Here is a 20,400-nt window from a genome sequence, read left to right as displayed (position 1 = left end):
TTAACGCTCCTCAATCTATATAAAAATATTCTTCATCATTTCTACATACTTTATATACGTTTTTGCATATTTAATCGTCCATATATAATAATAACACTATCTAAAGTTGGATGACAACTGCATGTACGTCAGAGTGAGAGAATAACAAAAAGAGCAGTTCGGGGATGAACTACTCTTTTTAATTGAAGGATAGTACGAAGATATGTGTGAAAAGTCATTGACTTTCCTGCGAAGGTTAATATAGTTGAATCATAAGGAGAAACTTTTTCTTTGTTTTTCATGCAGCTGTGTAATTCTTTGATTAGTCGCAGCTATAATCTCAATAAGCTGCGCAATGGTCTCTTCATGTTTATGAACCTTTCTCTCTAAGTTATTAAGTGCCTCCCTTTCTTCTCTTTTCATTTATTCACCACCTTGTATCTATTGACCTATTTATAACACATATCTAGGTATAAAGGCTAATTGCCATTTTTGAAATTTAGCCTCTGTTTCGACAAGTAATTCTCTTTATTGCAAGATATTCGACAAGAAATAATTGAATATATAGACAAATGCAGCAAATCGAAAGTCCAAATATACAAATTGGTTATTCGTTCGACAAATATTGACAGAGATAGTATAGATCATAGACCTGAACCCGATTCTAATGTGAAAGCTGTTGTATAAACATTAATTAAAACAACTTTTATTTTCACAAAGTAGTAGTAAACTCCGAACTAACCAAGAATATAGAGGCTGCGTAAAAACACCACTATACGGGGAAATATTTCTCTTTCCGCGAGCGGCAGAGGCCATGCCAGGCGGCAGAGGTAATGAAGAGATGTCGCACTTGTGCCCGGAGGTGTGAAAGGTTCCCTTTGCAATAAATAGCAATGGCGGCAAAATGCTCTCCAAATCGCATTTATGTAGCTTTAAATATTTAAAAACAGCCATTCACAATAATACCAAGTTACTTCGCAGCAGCTTGTCTATTTTGCTGAACATTCTACACCTCCAATATATTTTGAAACTAAAGCTTAAACGAAGATACTCAAAAAAAGCGATCCTCTAATAGAAGGATCGCTTTTTGTATCATCATTATTTTTTATTACGCATTTGGTTCAATTAGTCCATACTTGCCGTCTTTTCTGCGATAAACGACATTTGTTTCGTTTGTAATAGCATTTGTAAAAACATAAAATGAGTGGCCAAGCATATCCATTTGAAGCACAGCTTCTTCAGAATCCATTGGCTTTAAATCAAACCTTTTTGTTCTCACAATGTCAATTTCATCAGATTCTTCCTCAACAGCAACATTATTTGCTTCTCTTTCCAGTTCAGCAAACACGTGCTTTGGAGAACCCTCTTGTCTAAATTTACGATTGACTTTAGTCTTATATTTTCTGATTTGTCTTTCCAGTTTATCAACGACCAAGTCGATGGCAGCATATAAGTCAACATGTTGCACTTCCCCGCGCAACAAGAGATTTGTCATTGGAATAGTAACCTCAATTGTCTGCTCATCATTGTAGACACTTAAATTAACATGCACCTCGGATGTTGGGGGTGTATCAAAGTATCTTTCCAGCTTGCTAATCTTCCTCTCTACGTATTCACGTATAGAATCAGTCACCTCAAGATTTTCACCACGAATGTTAAACTTCATAAACGTGTCCTCCTTTCATCCTTATGTATTTATTATACTATGTTTCCCACCAAAATTCCTGCTTAAACCACTCATTAATTGCTATTATTTCTTATGGTGGTTTGAAACCTTGTTGTAAAGCTATTTACACACTGTTTACAATTAGTTAATATTTCATAATTCTATCATTTAAAACAATTTATAAAAAATAACTTCATTTATGAAGTTATTTTTTACTGTCCAAAAACATAGCATCTGAGGAATTTACTTTTTCATATGGATTTATATATTTTCGATTTGTTCGCTTTTGCTTCTTCACTTGTTGTATTTCTGCTTTTAATTCTGTAAAAATTTCTTGCATCAATTGTTCAATTTCTGTATTAAGCTGCACCAATTTCTTTCCGAGAAGCTCCTCTTCCTTTGTATACGGAGGCTTAATATCTGTTAGACTCTCATCTCTCTTTTCAATTAATTGGTTCACTTGTTCAATAATTTCCGCTCGATTTTTATGATTTCTTTCCTGATTAAGCACATCCTGTAATTGTTCTGTTTGTTCCAATAAAACTTCTAGACGGTTCATTATACTTGAGCGCCTTGGACAGGTTGTGCCTTCTTATTTTTCAACATAACTTCTTTCCACGTGTCTCTAAACTCAGTAATGAATTCCAGTGCCTCTATGAGAAACGAAGGATCATTTTTAATATTTCCCTCTCTAAGCTGGAACTGCATAAACTCATAAAGAGGAAGGATTTGTTTAGAAATTTCAACCTTTTGGTCCAAGGTTAACATTAATTCCTGTATAATATTTTGCGCTTTTTGGATATTAGTATTTTTAGCCTCATAATTCTTGTTTTCCAAGTCCTTGATTGCTTGTTTAATAAACTTCATACATCCATTATAGAGCATTAAGGTTAGTTCTCCACCTGAAGCAGTATTTACCGCATTATTTTGGTAGGTTTGGTATTGTTTATTAAGTGACAACTTTCTCACTCCTTCAAGAATTCTTTCCACCCTGGTTAAAGCTTAGTTTAATTGCTAAATTTTTTCATCAATCATAAGCCCCATTAATTCTGCCATATCAGCATACATATCCAGCATTTTTTTTGGTGGAATTTCTTTAATTACTTCATCTGTTAACGGATTAACAACTGTTACGTAGTATTCATTAAGTTTTTCATGAAAAACAAATTTTAAATCGGTTTTTAACGGTTCTACAAACTCATTTAATTTTTCTGTTACACTTCTCAATTTATCTTTCGTTATTGTGTTATCAGTTGGTAGCAACGCTTTCCCATCAAGTTTTATCTGTTGTTGGGATTTTTCAGAATCTGGTAGCAATTGAGTGTTATTTCCCTGAAGTTTATTTTGCTGCGATCCGTGTGATACTTGTTCTAATCGCATAATCACATCTCCTCAAACCATATCGTTTATTCTTTCTATCGGTTTGTTAAGTGAAAACTTAAAGGGAAATCAATTATTTTTTACTTTTATTTAGTAATTGCAAAAGATCAGAAGGTAAGTTAGCTGCTTGATCGTTTTCATGTTGAATATCCAAGTAAATTTCCTTTCGATAGATATCTGTCTTCCTTGGCGCTTCAATTCCTAGCTTGACTTGGTCGCCTTCGATGGATAATACTTTTATTTCAATATCTTCACCGATCTGAATAGCTTCATTTATTTTCCTCGCCAGTACCAACATAGTTATCTTCCCCCCATTGTAGCATTTGGGTTCAATGGTGTTTTAATCTGGTAGGTTTCTTCCGTAAGAATATATTGCTTCGCCAATTTGCGTACAGGGTTTAAAATAATGGGTGCCTTCAAATTTAACGTGCTATCTTGAAATGGCTCTTTAACCGTTACAATTGAAAGTACTACGATTTCCTTTTCGCTGCGAATGTTTAACTGCTCCATAATATTCTCATCAAGGTCAAATTCATAATCTTGATATATATAATAGGGGTTTGTGACGATAAAAGCAGTTGTGGGGGTCTGAACCGACTGAAGAATTTGAAAAACAGGATTATCTGGGAAATCAATCAGTAAAAATTTAGTTTCTTCTTGAAATCCCGGCAACCCTGTTTTGAAAAAGATAATCTCAGTCTCTTCAATTTCTAGCTCTCCTGAATATTTTGTATCCACAATCATTTCATTTCCTCCTCTACTACACTGTGATATTTACAAAGTCTATTTCCAGGTTTGAGTAACTTTTCATTTGGACATCAACACTACCAGCTTTATATCTATGTATAACTTTATTTGGTTGAACGTTTATTTCTGGTTTATTCTCTTTTACATTAATGTCTACTTTAGCAGGTTGGTAGGTTGTTTTCACTGAAAAATGCGAAGGAATAAATTTTATTCCTAAAGATTTCATTCCATCATGGCCGTTTTGTTCTGCCTGATTAGCTATAGGATTTCCCTTATTTTCAATTTGCATTAACTCTCTTCCCTGCCCGGCACGTCTCTCAATTCCTGCCAAAAGACCACGACGTCCTTCTTCTGCAAATCTATCGTTCAACTTGAAAACATGCATTCGATTCATTTGTTCCCATGCTTGACTTTGGTCTATCATTAATTTTGAGGGGGTTGTCCTGATTTCCATTTTTGCTTTTGGTTGTTGTATGGATAAATCTGCCTTGGGCTGCTCAATCTCTTGCCGTGCTGGTGTTGTTTTTAATTGAATAGTAGCTGATCGAGAGTTGATTCTTATCTGAGGTATTTGCAAGACGTTCCCTCCTCTCTGAACGGGAAAACCCTGCAGTCAAAAGTGTGCAGGGCCAATTTGTTATCCTATCTTAGAAAATCAACTAAAGATGGCTGAATAATCCGGGAGCCTGTTGACAATGCTGCTCGATGGATACTTTCCTGTGTAATCAATTCTGTAATCGCCTTTTCATAATCAATATCTTCATTATCTGACATTGCTTTCGTTGCGATAATATTTTGCTCACTCAACCTATTTTCAACTAATTCAAGGCGGTTCATTCGTGCACCTAAATCTGCACGAGAGTTTATAATTTTATTTATACCTTCATCAATATCGGAAATACTTTCTGTTATCTTGTCGGAACCCTCATTCAAAGCTTTTTCAAAATCATTTACACTTTGAAAAATATCACCAAATACTTCTTCTGCATTTACATTTGCTTTTAGCTTAATTCCTTTTGCTACTTCTATTTCTACAGAGGAAGAATCTGCAGTGAATGTTCCGTTTTCCAGATCCACATTTGGTGGCTGATCGGTTTTTGTTCCATTGAAAATGTATTTTCCATTCACTTCAGTTTGGGCAATATCCCTTAAGTGCTCTTTTAACTGACTTACCTCAGAGCGAATACTTTCAAGCTCCTGAGATTCATTTGTACCATTACTGGCTTTCACAGCAAGCTCTCGTAAACGTTGCATTGCTTTTGTCGCCTTATCCAAAGCAGCATCTGAATTATCCATCCAATTATTTACTTCAATCGTATTACGCTCAAACTGCTCGACTTCAGTCACACGATTACGATAATTAATACCTTTCATTGCAATAACCGGATCATCAGATGGACGCGTGATTTTTTTCCCTGTGTTAAGTTGGTCCATCAAGTTCCCCATTTTATTATAACTGGAAGAAAGATTTCTTAACATATTATTGGATAGCATTCCTTGTGTTATACGCATTACTTACTCCCTACCTTCCTACTAATCCCATACTGTTAATAATTTTATCCAGCATTTCATCCATGGCTGTCATGCTTCGTGCAGCCGCATTATAGGCATGTTGAAATTTAATCATATTGGACATTTCTTCATCTAAAGAAACAGAGCTAACAGACATCCTTTGATTTTCCACCTGTAAACGTAAAACACCGGTGTTATTTTCCATCCGTTTAGCTTCCTGAGCCTGGACTCCCATTTCTCCAATAAGAGATTGATAGAAACTATTGATAGATGTATTCCCCCCGAACGGGTTATTCCCATTATCATCTACAATCTTTGTATCATCAAAGACATTCGCAAGGTTAGAAGCATTATCACCATTCCCTGCATTACCATTTGAGCTCGCAGCAATTTTATCAGGATGATCAAGAATGTCTTTGTTCACTGTCAAACCACCTGCACCGGTTGTCCCTGGTTTAAATGTAAAGAAATCCAGTCCATTACTTCCATCTAAACCAACACCTTGTTGATGGACTTTATTAAACTGTTCAGCAAAATTAGTAGCCATCTTATCTAAATCGGCAAGCATATCTCGGTATAACCCAGAGCCATCCTCTGATAAACCATAAGCATCAGCCAATCCCTTTAGTGATCCATTCGATTTGGATATGTCCACCGAGTTGTTCCCTATCATTACTTCACCTTCATTGTAATCGATAGATAGCTTTTGAATGGCATCAGCTGCATCTGCTTTTGATCCATCTAATAGTTTTACTGCAGGTTCTAAGGAATTTCCTTTGTCATCAACAATTTCAATACTGGCTATACCTTGAGCAATATCTTGTGAGCTTGGCGAGCTTTTATCATAATCCACCTTTATATTAACAATGCTTGATAATTCATCAATTAAACGATCACGTTCATCATATAAATCATTTGGAAGGTATCCATGTGGTTCAAGTTCATTTACCTGTTGATTAATGTTATGGATTTGATTTAATAGTGAATTTGCATCCGTTACAGTAATATCCATCTGATTTTTTAAATCCGACTGAATAGATGTTAGGGATTCAGATAAATAGTTAAACGTATCTGCAACAGCCTTTCCTCGTTGGGCAACTACAGATCTTGCTCCGGAATTTTCCGGGTTTGAGGAAAGATCCTGGATTGATTGCCAAAATTGCCCCATTGTTTTTGATAAACCACTGTCAGAAGGCTCATTCATTACGCCTTCCAACCTGGTTAAAGCATCTGACATTGTCGACCAGTAACCTGATTTACTATTCTCCGCTCGGAATTGAACATCCAGATAAGAATCACGTACCCGCTGAATAGAGCCAGTCTGAACCCCTGTACCCATTTGTCCTGGCAACTCCGGACGGTTTCTTGCAGCAGCCGGATAAGGATTCATTGTTTCAAAATTCACTCGCTGTCTCGTATACCCTTTTGTATTTGCATTAGAGATATTATGACCAGTCGTATATAATGCTGACTGTTGTGCAAAAAGAGCCTGTTTGGCCATTTCCAGACCATGAAATGTACTCATATCTTTTACTCCTTTTAAAGCTTATTAAGCCTTTGAATCGAATATGGAACGCTTTTGCGCTTCCTTTCCATATTGCTGCTGATTTCCATAGTTTATATTCTGTATAGAAGGATTTAACATATCAAGGGACAGTTGAATAAATTTCATAGATTGATTGATTAGCGATTGATTCAACTGCTCCTGTTGCTTCAATTCAGTAATTAATTTCGTTAAACGGATTGTTATATTGCCAAGCTTTTCTCTTTCATCCAGTTGTTCTATATGATCAAGCAAAAAGGTAATAGACACATCTTCTTGAGAAAAACCGTTCTTTATAAACCAGTCACTGACTAGCTTTTCCCTTATTTTTTCCGCTTGCTCCAGTTGCTTAATTTCTTTACGCTCCTGACCAATTACTTTCTGCATATTATCTATAGAGCCTTCTTTAATAGCTTCTGTTTTTTGATTGGATAACCTCAATAATTGTTTATGCACATCTACTAATTGATGAAGCGATTGAATGATTAGTTGTACGGACAAAATATCGTCCTCCCTTAAAATCCGCTCCAGAAATCAATCATTTTCCGGGCTGTTTTCTCATGATCCACTTTATATTCTCCATTTTCTACCGCTTGTTTTATTTCTTGTACATATGCTGCCCGTTCTGCATTGGGCTTATCTTTCTCAAGCATTTCCTTTGCCTTACTGGAGATTTCCAACTGATCTTTCTTGGCTTCTGTTTTTGTATCCACCTGCTTTTGGAAGTGATTTTTATATGGGTTCATATTCGTATTGTTCGGCCCATTTATACGCATAATGTCTCACCTCTTCATAGAATATTATTATTTAGATCACTTGTTCTTATCAAACATATAATAGGTATGTGTATTTTTCTTCAATTCTTTTTCTTGAATTTTTCGTTGTTGTTGATTATGTTTATCGAGATCTCTCCTCAATTCATCCGAGCAATCAAAGCATAATTTCCCATTTACTATATTAGCTCCGCATGACTCACAAGGATAAGCCAATTTAGGAAAGTCAGTTGTTCGCAATCTTTTTTCTTTAATAAATTTTGTAATCAAGGTTTCATCTACCTTTGTTGCATCAACAATTTCTAACATAGTTGCTTCCCTGTTTTTTCGTTCACGCAGAAATTTATAAACCTTATCAAAAGCTTGCTCCTCTTCCTTATAGCAAGCTTGGCATATATCACGGATACTCTTGACAAAAACCGCATCACAGCGTGAGCAATTCGCTAACTCAGCCATTAACTTCGCCTCACTTTATTAATTATAGCATATTCTTACTAACCACGAATCAATGTATAGGTATATACATTAGGACATCCATTTCCCTTGAATAATCTGGCAGCATGTCGTAATGTCGTACCAGTTGTATATATATCATCGACAAGAATAACCGTTTTGTTAATACTTTTTCTCAAAATAAATGGATTCTCCGTTGAAATCCTTTCATACCTTGTCTTTTTAGCTTGTTTTTCACCATGTAACCTCTCCAGTACGTGATCCTTTTGTAGCGGTATAAAATCTGCCAATACTTCCGCTTGATTAAACCCACGTTCGGTCATTCTTTGTTTGCTAAGAGGAATTGGAACAACAACTGGTTTTTTCTTAGTTAAAAAAGAGAATTTCTTGCTATATTCTTTTTCAAATTCATATTGAAATATTTTTGCTAATTGATAATCTCCGCGATACTTCCATTTAGCGACCACCTCTTGCATAAACGAATTGTACGTATAAAGTGATGCATTAAATTTAATGGGGCTCTCTTCATAATCCTCCCACTTCAAACAATCTGCACACTTTTTCACACTAGATACACGAGAGCAAATACTGCAAAGGTCTCCCTGAATTTTTATTAGTTGGCTTTCACAGTTCATGCAAAGCCTTTTTGGACGGTAAAGGTGAATTAAATTGCCCCAATGTACTTCAGTGATGATTTCTTCATGACACCATAAGCAATACATCAAATAAACCCTCCCCGTTTATTCATTGACTTTATCGCGTCTATCGCGTGAACCATGGAATTGGTTTTTCCATTATGAAAGAAAACCACTTCACCCTTAGGGTCATCTGGACTTCTTCCTGCCCTTCCTGCAATTTGAACAAGTGCAGCCTCATCAAATACACGATGGCTTGCATCGATAATAGCTACATCTACGGATGGGAATGTGACTCCCCTTTCTAAAATGGTTGTCGTTATTAATATATCTATTTTTTTATCCCTGAATAGTTGGACTTTTTCCTTCCGTTCAGGATCTGAGGCATGTACACACATTATTCTATCCTTTGACGTAAGTAATTTTTGTTGGGGAAGTTGAACAAGACTGTTCTTATATAATTGTTCGACTAGTTCTATCGTAGGTACAAAAATAAGCAACTGTCGATGTGGACTGATGCGTTTTCTCATCCAATTTAATAATGAGTAAGGAACACGGTTATATTGGATGTCTTTTTTTAAACTGGTACATGTTTTTAGAATTGGGACTGGTAACGGGTGGCCATGAAATCGTGAAGGTACGAAGACGTGCGGAAGTTGCTTCATCCATAAGCGAAGCTGTTGATTTCTCCTAGGGGTTGCTGTCAAATAAATCGTTGTGCTTTGAGTTGAATGTAAAGATCGTTTGGCAGCATATGGAAGCGAGGGGTCATTATGGAAGGGAAAAGCATCCACTTCGTCAATTATTAAAAAGTGAAAAGCAGCTTTAAAGCGAAGCAATTGATGAGTGGTAGAAATTATCAGCTGAGCATTGCCTGTTTTTTCTTCACTACCACCATATAATCCTTGAATATTTACATTCTTGAATGCATTTCTTATTCTCGGCAGCAGTTCTTGTACAACATCTGCTCGAGGAGTGGCTAAACAAACTCTCATTCCTGAGCGAAGTGCTTCTGCTATTCCTGGAAAAAGCATTTCCGTCTTCCCTGCGCCGCACACCGCCCATACAAGCAACTCCTTCTCTTTGTTTGTAATTGCGGAAACAATACGATCAGAAGCTCTTTGCTGTAAAGCCGTAAGTTCTCCTTCCCAAGTACATGGTTGGTCTATTATAGGCCAAACAACCTCTTTACCATTCCAATAATAGAGTGGCTCGCATTCCATCACCCGGCCCATCTCTATACATTTTCGGCAGTATAAATGGTTTTGATTACACTGTTTACATGGGAGTCTTCCAAATAAATATTTTTTTCGATTTCCACATCGTTGACAAATGGCTGATATAAGTTGTTTTACTATAGAAGGAGATGGCCTAAGTACACCATCAGCAAGAAATTGTTCAAACTGTTTATCTTCCAGTTGTATTTCATTGCGGAGTAGAAGCTTACCTGCAAACTGACGGGAGACCAGAGATTCTAAAGCAACTTTTTGTTTAGACAATAAAATTCATTCCTATCTAAAATATTTAGACACCATAATATAGAAAACCACCATTCGTTGATCGAATGGCAGCTATATTATTATTTATTTTTCATACCAACATACTCCAAGAGCACCTTCACCTAAATGGGTACCAATGACAGGACCAAAATAACTAATACATGTATCCATATCAGGGTACTCTTTTAGAAAATCTCTCTGCAGTTCTTCTGCGGCATGCAAGTTGTTAGCATGAATAAATACTACTTTCAATTGCTTGCCTTTGTCTGCTTCTTCCTTCAGCATTCCCATAATTCTGTTTAGAGCTTTTTTACGTGTGCGAATTTTTTCGAATGGCACAATAACTTTATCAACAAAATGCAACACCGGTTTAACCTGCAGTATACTTCCTACCAAAGCTTGTGCACCGTTTAAACGGCCACCTCGCTGTAAATTACTTAGATCATCAACCATAAAGTATGCACGTAAACTTTTTTTCATTTCATTAAGTCTAGCAATAATCTCCTGTGGTTCTCTTTGATTTTGCGCCATTTCAGCTGCCTCTAATACGTAAAATCCTTGAGCCATTGCGCTAATTTCTGAGTCATAAGCAAATACCTCAATTCCGTCGACCATTTTTCCAGCACTGACTACTGCTTGATATGTACCGCTTATCCCACTGGACAGATGAATAGAGATCACTGCATCATATTCTTTTGCCAATGCTTCTAATTCGGTTGTAATATAGCCAATGGAAGGCTGGGAAGTTTTGGGTAATTGCTTCGCATCTTTTACTTTCTCATAAAACTCTTCCGTAGTAATATCCATTTCCTCCTGGTAGGAAGTGTCCTCAAATACTACGCTTAGTGGGACCATATGTATCGCATACTTATTTCGTATGTTTTCAGGGATATATGCCGTACTGTCTGTCATTACAGCAACCTTCATATTACCTTCTCCTCTACTATAAATACTATCTCTATCTGTAAACTCTATCATTTTTTCACATGTATGTTCATTCTACACTAAGATATAAGAAAAATAAACAAACAGCAGGAAGGCGAATGTATGGCATTACCTATACATGATCTATATAGGGGTTGAATACTATAGATTATTTCCCCGAATTAGCCATTCACAAGACTACCAAGTTAGCTCGTGGTTTATCTATACCTTAAAATACTTTATTAGAGCAACTTTTAAAGTAAAGCTTAGAAGCAAAAAACCGGACTGATACGAATTATTGCTTGGAATTCGTATTAACCCGGTTTTTATCATGACTAACCTATATGGAGTTCATTTTACTTTTGTGGATATCTAATCAACTATTGGCTGAGGATCAATAAGTTGACTAGACAACTTCTACCCAACCTTTACGAATGGCAGATACTACCGCTTGGGTTCGATCATTTACATTCATTTTTTGCAGGATATTACTAACATGGTTCTTTACTGTCTTTTCGCTAATGTACAAGGTTTCAGCTACTGCCCGATTGCTCTTTCCATCCGCAAGTAATTGTAGAACCTGGCATTCTCGTTTTGTAAGTAAGTGAAGTGGCTTCCGATATTCCATGCCATTATCTTTTGCGCTTGATGCATTCTCTTTAGCCAATCGTCGGTATTCCATGACAAGATTATGGGTCACTTTCGGATGTAGATAGGATCCGCCATCACTAACTACTTTTATTGCTTCAATAAGAGCATCTGAATCCATTTCTTTTAATAGGTATCCTTGAGCTCCAGTCTTGAGTGCATGTGTAACATAACTTTCATCATCATGAATAGATAGTATGATAACCCTTGTTTTAGGGAAGTAACGTACAAGATCCGCTGTAGCCTGGACCCCATTCATATTTGGCATATTGATATCCATTAGTACAACGTCAGGATTATTTTCTTTTACGATACGTGATGCTTCAGTACCATCGTCCCCTTCAGCAACTACTTCAAATGTTGGTTCAAACTCCAGAATTCTTTTTACACCTTCTCTAAACAATTTATGATCGTCAATAAGTACAATCTGAATTTTCTTTTCTTCTGTTTTCATCTTAAGTTCCTCCTACATCCATTCCCCTTATTTTTGTGTTTGCCCTATTATAATTATTAAATCTATGCAAATGAAATATTTTTCTATATTTATATCGATAACTTTATCAGTATCTGAAATAGTATTATGATCCATTATTCTTTATGCTGGGTTATACGGGACTTTAATCAAAATCATCGTGCCTTTACCTGGCTGAGAATTAATAGTTAACGTACCATGGAGCATTTCCACTCGCTCCCGCATTCCAATTAACCCAAATGACTTGTCCTTTTTTAATGAAGGGTCAAAACCTTTGCCATTATCCTTAATTACCATAGTTAAGTTATCTTTTTTAATTTCCAGCTTTACTTGAATTAAGGAAGCTTCAGCATGTTTTACCGCATTTTGCAATGCCTCTTGAACAAGACGAAAGAAGGCAATTTCATAATTTTGATTTAATCTTGTTTCTTCGCCAATGGATGTAAACTCAATCTCTATATTGTTATATTCTGCTATAGTAGCAATGTACTTTTTGAGTGTTGGCAATAGACCTAGATCGTCTAGCGCCATCGGTCTTAAATCATAAATAATCCTTCTAACTTCATACAAGGAAGAACGAATCATTTTGCGTACACTCTTAATTTCAATTAAACCTTGATTAATATCGTTTTGGCGAAAGGTTCTATCCACAAGCTCTGATCGTAATAAGATATTAGCTAGCATTTGTGCAGGTCCATCATGAATCTCTCTGGAAATCTTTCTTCGTTCTTCCTCTTGAGCTTCAATAATCTTCAAACCAAATTCCTGCTTTTCTTTTGCTTCTTCAATCATTTCATTAACTTGTTGGAAATCGTCATGCAAATAATTTAGCACAACAGATATTTTACTGGCTAGCCCTTCAGCCCTGTCAATCGTCTGGCTTAATGCTACTAATCTCCTTTCCAAATCATCACGCTTTTCACGTAGAGATTTCTCTTCCTGTCGCATCATCGCTAGTTTTGTTTGCATTTCGTGTGTATATTCATACACTTCTCTTATTTCATTTTCGCTGTATCGATCAAAATATTTACTTACCTCTGCTAATCGTTCGCGGGAAAATCTGACTTTTTGTTCCAGTTGATCGCCATCTTCAATGTGTTGCACAACCTTGAACTTTGTTTCGGTTAGTTCTCTAACCAAATGCTCATGTTCTGTTCGTGCTCCCTCACTAATATTAAAAATTTCATCTTTGCTGTTTTCGACTACTTCGACCATTTCATGAATGATGGAATCTAAAGCAGTCTCACTAATTTTCTGTGCCAACATTTCCCACCAACCTATGTTATAATTATACGTATATCTTTCAACTTTTTATAGGGTCTTTTATCATATATCATGAAACTTCTGTATGCTACTTTTCTCCCGTTTTTTTAAACTAAACCACCTGTATATTACAAACTAACATACAGCTCTATGTATATATAATGGCTGTTCAGGAGGTGAATTGCAAGATGTTAGAGAAATATTTTACAGTTAAAGAGACTGGAATGGACGAAATTATTATCCAAAAATCTAAATTTATCGCTATGTCCGCCGAGTTGAGACAGAGGAAGCAGCCCAAAATTTCATTCAGGAAATTAAGAAAAAACACCATGACGCAACACATAATTGCTCTGCTTACATGATTGGGGAGCATGATCAAATTCAGAAAGCAAACGATGATGGAGAGCCTAGTGGCACGGCAGGTGTTCCAATTTTGGATGTGTTAAAAAAACAACAATTGAAGGACACCGCGGTTGTTGTAACAAGGTATTTTGGAGGTATTAAGCTTGGAGCAGGAGGGCTAATCCGTGCATACAGCAGTACAACTTCACAAGCTATTCGTACGACAGGTATTGTTAAACGCCAACTAATGCAAGGTTTCTCTTTAACTATTGATTATACTTTATTAGGTAAATTAGAAAATGAGCTGCGTCAAACAAGCTATGTTTTAGATACAATTAATTACTTGGATAAAGTAGAATTGATTGTTTATGTAAAAATAAGCGAAATGGAGCACTTTCAAGAATGGATAATTAATTTGACAAGTGACCAAGCCCTTATTGAGAAAAAAAATACTACGTACATAGAAATAGATGTGGAATCTACCTCAGAAACCTAAAAAACCGAACTAATTCGAAGGATGCTCTACAATTTCGAATTAGTTCGGCTAACACACATTTCTCTGCCTCAATAACTTCAGTTGAAATAACTTCTTATAGTGAGGACATTGCTTCTTCATCAGCAATAATCGTCACATTTTCATGTTTCTGCAAAATAGAAGCAGGAAATTCCTCTGTTATCTCGCCATTCATCAATTTTGCCAAAGCGTCTGCCTTCTTTTTACCGGAGACTAATAAAATAATCGCCTTACTTTCCATAATAGAGTCTATTCCCATTGTAATTGCTTTTGTAGGAACATCATCTAAAGAAGGAAAAAATCTGGCATTCGCTTTTCTTGTCGATTCATCCAATTCTACAACATGAGTTCTGCTAGAAAACGGAGTACCAGGTTCATTAAAACCTATGTGTCCATTTAAACCAAGTCCTAATACTTGTAAATCAACGTTTCCCACTTGCTTAATACGGTTTTCATACTCCTTGCATTCGCTTTCTAAGTCAGCAGCATTCCCATTTGGCAAATGGGCATTTGCAGTTGGAATATCAATATGATCAAACAGCTTTTTATTCATATAGTAATAATAACTATTTGGATCATCCTGACTAATACCGACATATTCATCGAGATTAAATGTCTTTACATCAGCAAATGATACTTCTTTTGTTTTATATTTATTAATAAGACATTCATAAAGCCCTTCAGGTGTAGACCCTGTAGCAAGACCGAATACTGGCTGGTCTGTAACAGCAAGCTGTTCAACTATAAAATCACAGGCTCTTTCACTCATTTCTTGATAATCTTTCACTTTGATAATTTCCAATTTATTCTCCTCCTTTATAGGCGATGACACCTCGACAGATTGTATAATTAATATTTAAATTGTCATCGACTAGTAATACATCCGCGTCCTTCCCTGCTTCAATACTTCCTTTTCTGTCATAGAAATTTATTTGTCTAGCAGGATTTTCTGAAGCCATCTGGATGATATTTCTCATTGTGACATCATTTATCTTTAACATTTGGCGGGCTCCTTCATGCATTTTCAAGATACTTCCAGCCAACGTACCATTTTCGAGTACAGCACGGTCCTCTGTAACAGTTACCGGCTGGCCACCAAGCTCATAGTTTCCTGCATTCAAGCACTTCGCACGCATAGCGTCCGTAATAAGGATGAGACGTTCACTACCTACATTTTCATAAATAATTTCCAGCATTTCTGGAGAAATATGAATACCATCTGCAATTAGTTCTGCGCGTAATTCTTCTAATTGAAAGGCAGCACCTACAACCCCAATGTCACGATGATGAATACCAGACATGGCATTACATAGATGTGTTACTTGACGGACACCATATGAAACAGCTTGCTTCATGCCCGCAAAATCTGTGCCGGTATGGCCTGCTGAGACATTCACACCGTTACGGTAAAGGTGGTTTATAAACGATCCATCCGTATCATGCTCAGGTGCCATCGTAATTGTTTTAATCTTATTTCCGGATTTTTCTTGCCATTCATTAAATTGTTCTATGTTTGGCTCCATAATAAAATCGAGTGGTTGTGCACCAGCTTTTGTTTCTTCAATAAATGGTCCTTCCAAATGTACGCCAACCATTTCAGCAAAACCGGCTTTATTTTTATAGTGTGCTATATTCTCAAGTGCCTTATCGATATTTTCAGGAGCTTGTGTTATTGTAGTGGCAAGAAAGCTGGTTGTTCCTTCTCGTGGCAATACTGCTGCCATTGTATCCAGAGCAGCCTCCGTTGCATCCATGACATCGGCACCATCAGCTCCATGAATATGTCCATCAATAAAACCAGGAATAACCTGTAAACCTGTACCGTCAATAATTTGAACATTTGTTGGCAACTCTTCTTGAATGTTTTCATGCACTGCAGCAATCTTGCCATGCTCTATTAAAACTCCGCCTTTATTTATTATTTTGTCTTCTTGATATATTTTGGCATTTTTAATATAAATTGGTACTATGCTTTTCATTATCAGTTCTCTCCTTTCATTAAACAGTCGACTTCATACTTTTTATATGTATAACAAGGCTGGTGTGCTCTATGGTACACCAGCCTTTAACTTCGTTTATTTTATCTCAATAATAGGTTTTGTTCCAGTTTTAAGATCTCCAGTTTGCGTGATTGAGACAGTTTGGTTTTCAGGTAAATTAGTGAAGATAATCGGCGTAATAGTAGATAACTCGTTCTTACTAATATAGTTCAGATCAGCCTTCACTAACGTATCTCCCTGTTTAACCACATCTCCTTCTTTTACATAAACATCAAAGCCAGAGCCTTCAAGCTTTACTGTGTCCAATCCAATATGAACTAAAATTTCCAGTCCGGATTTTGTACGAAGTCCGACAGCATGTTTTGTTGGAAATACATTTAATATTTCCCCATCAACTGGAGATGTAATAATTCCATCTGTTGGGTCAACAGCAAAACCATCACCCATCATTTTGGTAGAGAATACTTGATCTGGTACTTCTGACAATGGAATAACTTTACCATTCACAGGCATAGCAATTTCTTCATATGAAGTACTTCCTTGTTCTGGTTGTTTTTCTTCAACAGGTTGCTTTTCCATCTGTCCAGGTGTTTCCATATTGTTGTTGTCCATACGTTTCTTCATAGCTGTAGCAAGAAACTCTACTGTAGTACCTACGATTACTTGAAGATTTGTCCGATTGACCTTCATAACTCCGTGAGCACCTTGCCGTTTTAATTCTTTTTCATCGATTTGTTCCATATCATGTATTTGTAGTCTGAGGCGTGTTGCACAATAATCAAGTGATTTAATATTTTCAGGTCCACCAAGTGCTTTTAAATAGTGATAGGATTTGTTGTCATAGTCTTTTGCACCTTTACCTCGTGTTGGCGTTCCAGTTTGTTCTGTTTCTTCTACATAATCCTCGTCTTCATCTTCACGTCCTGGTGTTTTCAAGTTCAGCTTCTTAATTAGAAGTGTGAAGAGAAGGAAGTATATGATACCAAAAACAATTCCTTGAGCAAGTAATAGTAGTGGATGCTGAGCGATACCAAAGTTTAGAAAATAGTCTATGGCACCTGCTGAGAAACCAAACCCATGGCGAATATCCAGCCAATAAGCAACCATCATTGAGAGCCCTGTTAGTAAAGCATGTACACCGTAAAGAACTGGTGATAAAAACATAAATGAATATTCAATTGGCTCTGTAATCCCTGTTAAGAATGCGGTTAAGCCAATACTTGCTAAGAAACCACCAACCGCTGCTTTACGATGTTTTTTCGCAGTTACATACATAGCTAAGCATGCTGCTGGCAAACCGAACATCATTACAGGGAAGAAACCAGCGGTAAAGTGACCTGCGGTTGGATCTCCGTTAAGAAAACGATTGATATCACCTTTCCAAACATTCCCTGCTGCATCAGTGAACGTACCGAAATCAAACCAAATTAACGTATTGATAACATGATGAAGACCAACCGGTATTAAGAGACGGTTAAAGAAACCATAAGCTCCTACACCTGCTGCTCCTCCATTAATAAATAAGTCTCCTAAACCATTAATCCCGTCCTGAACCGGTCCCCACAATAAGCCAATAACACCTGAAATAATAACCATCGTTACTGATGTAATAATTGGCACGAACCTCTTCCCACCGAAGAAGGCGAGAAAGTCTGGTAGCTGAATATCACTGAATCGATTGTATAAATGTCCTGCAGTTATACCGGCGATGATACCTGCTAATACTCCCAAATTCAGTTCATCATTGATTGCCTTGTAGCCACCTTCTAATACAAGGAAACCAACAGCTCCCGCTAATGCTGCTGCTCCATTCCCATCTTTTGAAAAACCAATCGCAATTCCAATAGCAAAAATCAGTCCTAAATTATTTAAAATCCCATTACCTGCTGCAGTCACAAATGGAATATCAAATATATCCTCCGCGCCCAGACGCACCAGAAGCGCAGCTGCAGGTAACATAGCAATCGGTAACATTAAAGATTTACCGAGACGTTGTAAATAACCAAGCAATTCGTTCACTTCCTTCCATAGTATGTATTAAATTATTACTATAACTTATCATACCCCTAATTTCCAAAAAAAACTACATGCCGGATTCGAACATGTAGTTAGTTGGTATTTATTTAATTGTTGTCTGTTGTTGCATTTGCTCTCCAATCATACACCCATGCTTTAACTCACTTACAAGCATTTGGATTAATTGTTCTGAATTTTTAATTGTATGATTTTCCGTCTCATCAATCACCTTTTTTAACATATCTTTATATTTTTCCTGCTCAAGCATCTAATTTCCCGCCTTTTATTAAAATATTTCTGATTAGTTAATTTGAACTATAACATATATTCATAGGAAGCGTTGTCGAAATTTGGCATTTTTTATACTTTTTTCAAAATTATTGTTTACATTTAATACTTTCGTCATCATTATTTATTTTTTGTCAGTTATCCGAAATTTTATCTTCCTTAATACTATAATGAAAACTACGGCCAAAAATGCCCCAAAACCATCTAATGCTACATCTCCTGCGTATGGTGTTCTATTCGGTGTAAAGCCTTGATGAAGTTCATCTAAAATAGCATATGCAATTGTAAGTAAAAAGGAAAGTGTTATCGCCTTTTTTATCGGTAAAGAGATGCTCTTTCTCCACGCCAGATAGAAAAGAAGACATAAAATAAAAAACACGGTCACATGAGCTCCCTTACGCAGAAAGAACTCTATAAACCCATTGACCCCTCTTGATTCAATACTTACTACTGAATGATGGTAGTTAAAAGCAATCCATCCCAATAGAGGTTCAAGAAAAGATAGGTCAAATTTATCGGATAAGAAAGGTTTTATATCCTGTTTTTCATATGGCTGATGGGAGGAATAGAAAATAATCCCCATCCAACCGATTGGCAAAAGCCAGTATGTATATTTCTTCATTAATGATAGCTCCTGTTCTGAATGCTTCTATATTCTTTATCACTAAATTATGAAAATGAAACCTAGCAATTTTATTTTTAGCTCACCTAAAAGCTGAGTATTTAACGATTGATCTCTAAGAAAGAATGGTTCCAAAATGTGTGAGGATTATCCAATGATTCGCGACATAGATAAAGAATGAATTAACTTATTGATATTGTGTTACTGCATTTAAAATTAAATATAGCAGAAATTATTCAAAGAATGAGTATATTATTACATTTGTAACGAACAAGCTTACACTTTACTTTCGTTTCTAATTACTTTTCCTATAATAAAAGCCAAATAAAAAACCGTCAGCTATTTGGCTAAGCGGTTTGGTCTATCCTATTTATTTGTTATTTCCCTGTTTACTACGCCATTTATTGAATTCCAAGTATTCTTTGAATTGCTTCTTCGTTACTCCGGAGTCCATGGCTTCCTGTACAATCTCAAGCCATTCATCGTCTAATTCTTCTATATCAGCAGACTGTTTTTCGCGTATCAATTCGTTTACTGAAACATCTAGAACAACGCTAACTTTTTCAATAAACTGGATCGATGGATTTGTCTGTATATTACGTTCGATTGAGCTAAGGTAGGATTTAGCAACTCCTGCTTTCTCAGCAAGTTCTGATAGGGACATTTTTTTATCTTTACGTATTTGTTTAATTTTATCACCGATCAAGTTCTCACCTTCTTTCAAAGAGAATTATATCATATAAAAGGTGAGTGGTTCTATATAAAGCACAAATAAATCCATTTTTCAACCTTTTTTGTTCCCCGATAAAAATAATTTAATTTCCTTTAAAGGTATACCGAGAGTTTTAGCTTCTTTTATTAATTCAAGCCATTCTTTATCAACTGTGTTAATTTCTACTTTACTTGTCATTTAACCGTCCCCCATTATTTTTTCCAGATAGCCCAGCCATCTTAGCTCTTAACACCTTAGATCTGTGGCTTTGCGCCCTCCCTTTTCAGATGAGTTTGCCTTTTTCTGAGGAAACTTATTTTCTATGACTATCATACTATATACCCTGTTATTATTACATAGCTTGTTTTGTCATAATAAAACTAGTTTTGTTAAATTAGAGTAAGCATCTTGT

The 20,400-nt window shown here is 36.2% G+C and carries 25 protein-coding genes, 1 pseudogene and 1 riboswitch; of the genes and pseudogenes, 1 reads left to right on the top strand and 25 read right to left on the bottom strand.

The window, feature by feature from the left end:
* Positions 1-249: 249 nt before the first annotated feature.
* From JCM12304_RS19250 to JCM12304_RS02970, 18 genes are all read right to left on the bottom strand, one after another.
* Positions 250-402 carry a hypothetical protein gene (locus JCM12304_RS19250; protein ID WP_019377746.1) on the bottom strand — a complete coding sequence of 51 codons (153 nt, stop codon included), beginning with the start codon at positions 400-402 and terminating at the stop codon, positions 250-252.
* Positions 403-1,087: 685 nt separating this feature from the next.
* The gene (gene hpf / locus JCM12304_RS03050; protein ID WP_019377747.1) at positions 1,088-1,645 is read right to left on the bottom strand and encodes a ribosome hibernation-promoting factor, HPF/YfiA family; all 558 of its coding nucleotides are present in this window, start codon (positions 1,643-1,645) and stop codon (positions 1,088-1,090) included.
* 205 nt (positions 1,646-1,850) lie between these two features.
* Positions 1,851-2,204: a flagellar protein FliT gene (fliT, locus tag JCM12304_RS03045; RefSeq protein ID WP_060678512.1), complete on the bottom strand. Its 354-nt coding sequence runs from the start codon at positions 2,202-2,204 to the stop codon at positions 1,851-1,853.
* Complete coding sequence (gene fliS, locus JCM12304_RS03040) at positions 2,204-2,605, bottom strand: flagellar export chaperone FliS (RefSeq protein WP_060678511.1); 402 nt, start codon at positions 2,603-2,605, stop codon at positions 2,204-2,206. Before fliS ends, fliT begins: the two co-directional genes overlap by 1 nt.
* Positions 2,606-2,659: 54 nt before the next feature.
* Positions 2,660-3,025, bottom strand: a complete 366-nt coding sequence (flaG, locus tag JCM12304_RS03035; protein WP_060678510.1) for a flagellar protein FlaG — start codon at positions 3,023-3,025, stop codon at positions 2,660-2,662.
* Positions 3,026-3,098: 73 nt separating this feature from the next.
* Positions 3,099-3,323 carry a carbon storage regulator CsrA gene (gene csrA / locus JCM12304_RS03030; RefSeq protein WP_060678509.1) on the bottom strand — a complete coding sequence of 75 codons (225 nt, stop codon included), beginning with the start codon at positions 3,321-3,323 and terminating at the stop codon, positions 3,099-3,101.
* Positions 3,324-3,325: 2 nt separating this feature from the next.
* On the bottom strand, positions 3,326-3,769 hold the full coding sequence (gene fliW / locus JCM12304_RS03025) for a flagellar assembly protein FliW (protein ID WP_060678508.1): 444 nt from the start codon (positions 3,767-3,769) through the stop codon (positions 3,326-3,328).
* Positions 3,770-3,785: 16 nt separating this feature from the next.
* Positions 3,786-4,349 (bottom strand): DUF6470 family protein, encoded by a 564-nt coding sequence (locus JCM12304_RS03020; RefSeq protein WP_060678507.1) that lies wholly within the window; start codon positions 4,347-4,349, stop codon positions 3,786-3,788.
* A gap of 65 nt (positions 4,350-4,414) precedes the next feature.
* The gene (flgL, locus tag JCM12304_RS03015) at positions 4,415-5,284 is read right to left on the bottom strand and encodes a flagellar hook-associated protein FlgL (protein WP_060678506.1); all 870 of its coding nucleotides are present in this window, start codon (positions 5,282-5,284) and stop codon (positions 4,415-4,417) included.
* Positions 5,285-5,294: 10 nt separating this feature from the next.
* Positions 5,295-6,809 carry a flagellar hook-associated protein FlgK gene (gene flgK / locus JCM12304_RS03010; protein ID WP_060678505.1) on the bottom strand — a complete coding sequence of 505 codons (1,515 nt, stop codon included), beginning with the start codon at positions 6,807-6,809 and terminating at the stop codon, positions 5,295-5,297.
* Positions 6,810-6,833: 24 nt separating this feature from the next.
* A complete protein-coding gene (locus JCM12304_RS03005) occupies positions 6,834-7,328 on the bottom strand; it encodes a flagellar protein FlgN (protein ID WP_060678504.1) in 495 nt (164 codons plus the stop codon).
* A 14-nt stretch (positions 7,329-7,342) separates the two neighbouring features.
* The gene (gene flgM / locus JCM12304_RS03000) at positions 7,343-7,603 is read right to left on the bottom strand and encodes a flagellar biosynthesis anti-sigma factor FlgM (RefSeq protein ID WP_019377757.1); all 261 of its coding nucleotides are present in this window, start codon (positions 7,601-7,603) and stop codon (positions 7,343-7,345) included.
* A 36-nt stretch (positions 7,604-7,639) separates the two neighbouring features.
* Positions 7,640-8,056 carry a TIGR03826 family flagellar region protein gene (locus JCM12304_RS02995; protein WP_060678503.1) on the bottom strand — a complete coding sequence of 139 codons (417 nt, stop codon included), beginning with the start codon at positions 8,054-8,056 and terminating at the stop codon, positions 7,640-7,642.
* 38 nt (positions 8,057-8,094) lie between these two features.
* Positions 8,095-8,775 carry a ComF family protein gene (locus JCM12304_RS02990; protein WP_060678502.1) on the bottom strand — a complete coding sequence of 227 codons (681 nt, stop codon included), beginning with the start codon at positions 8,773-8,775 and terminating at the stop codon, positions 8,095-8,097.
* Positions 8,775-10,187 (bottom strand): ATP-dependent helicase ComFA, encoded by a 1,413-nt coding sequence (locus JCM12304_RS02985; protein ID WP_060678501.1) that lies wholly within the window; start codon positions 10,185-10,187, stop codon positions 8,775-8,777. Before JCM12304_RS02985 ends, JCM12304_RS02990 begins: the two co-directional genes overlap by 1 nt.
* Positions 10,188-10,271: 84 nt before the next feature.
* A complete protein-coding gene (locus JCM12304_RS02980) occupies positions 10,272-11,114 on the bottom strand; it encodes a DegV family protein (protein ID WP_019377761.1) in 843 nt (280 codons plus the stop codon).
* A 403-nt stretch (positions 11,115-11,517) separates the two neighbouring features.
* Positions 11,518-12,213, bottom strand: coding sequence for a response regulator (locus JCM12304_RS02975; RefSeq protein ID WP_019377762.1), 696 nt, complete (start codon positions 12,211-12,213; stop codon positions 11,518-11,520).
* 141 nt (positions 12,214-12,354) lie between these two features.
* On the bottom strand, positions 12,355-13,494 hold the full coding sequence (locus JCM12304_RS02970; RefSeq protein WP_019377763.1) for a sensor histidine kinase: 1,140 nt from the start codon (positions 13,492-13,494) through the stop codon (positions 12,355-12,357).
* 188 nt (positions 13,495-13,682) lie between these two features.
* Here JCM12304_RS02970 and JCM12304_RS02965 point away from each other — a divergent pair.
* Positions 13,683-14,332 (top strand): annotated as a pseudogene (locus tag JCM12304_RS02965) (YigZ family protein).
* 94 nt (positions 14,333-14,426) lie between these two features.
* Here JCM12304_RS02965 and nagB read toward each other — a convergent pair.
* The 7 genes from nagB to sinI all read right to left on the bottom strand — a co-directional run bounded on the left by nagB (position 14,427) and on the right by sinI (position 20,186).
* Positions 14,427-15,152, bottom strand: coding sequence for a glucosamine-6-phosphate deaminase (gene nagB / locus JCM12304_RS02960; protein ID WP_060678500.1), 726 nt, complete (start codon positions 15,150-15,152; stop codon positions 14,427-14,429).
* 1 nt (position 15,153) lies between these two features.
* Positions 15,154-16,329, bottom strand: a complete 1,176-nt coding sequence (gene nagA, locus JCM12304_RS02955; protein WP_060678499.1) for an N-acetylglucosamine-6-phosphate deacetylase — start codon at positions 16,327-16,329, stop codon at positions 15,154-15,156.
* A 96-nt stretch (positions 16,330-16,425) separates the two neighbouring features.
* Entirely contained in the window at positions 16,426-18,360 is a 1,935-nt protein-coding gene (nagE, locus tag JCM12304_RS02950; protein ID WP_077358418.1) for an N-acetylglucosamine-specific PTS transporter subunit IIBC, read from the bottom strand.
* Positions 18,361-18,469: 109 nt separating this feature from the next.
* Positions 18,470-18,634 carry a hypothetical protein gene (locus tag JCM12304_RS19245; protein WP_019377768.1) on the bottom strand — a complete coding sequence of 55 codons (165 nt, stop codon included), beginning with the start codon at positions 18,632-18,634 and terminating at the stop codon, positions 18,470-18,472.
* Between the two features lie 144 nt (positions 18,635-18,778).
* Positions 18,779-19,276, bottom strand: coding sequence for a VanZ family protein (locus JCM12304_RS02945; protein WP_019377769.1), 498 nt, complete (start codon positions 19,274-19,276; stop codon positions 18,779-18,781).
* Between the two features lie 370 nt (positions 19,277-19,646).
* Positions 19,647-19,982, bottom strand: a complete 336-nt coding sequence (locus tag JCM12304_RS02940; protein ID WP_060678498.1) for a helix-turn-helix domain-containing protein — start codon at positions 19,980-19,982, stop codon at positions 19,647-19,649.
* Between the two features lie 78 nt (positions 19,983-20,060).
* Positions 20,061-20,186, bottom strand: coding sequence for a DNA-binding anti-repressor SinI (gene sinI / locus JCM12304_RS18925; RefSeq protein ID WP_019377771.1), 126 nt, complete (start codon positions 20,184-20,186; stop codon positions 20,061-20,063).
* A gap of 23 nt (positions 20,187-20,209) precedes the next feature.
* A riboswitch (cyclic di-GMP riboswitch) is annotated at positions 20,210-20,296 on the bottom strand.
* Positions 20,297-20,400 lie beyond the last annotated feature (104 nt).

It is taken from the genome of Virgibacillus halodenitrificans JCM 12304 (assembly GCF_001310895.1).
Lineage (GTDB): Bacteria > Bacillota > Bacilli > Bacillales > Amphibacillaceae > Virgibacillus_Q > Virgibacillus_Q halodenitrificans.
This window is presented reverse-complemented; position numbering and strand designations above follow the sequence as displayed.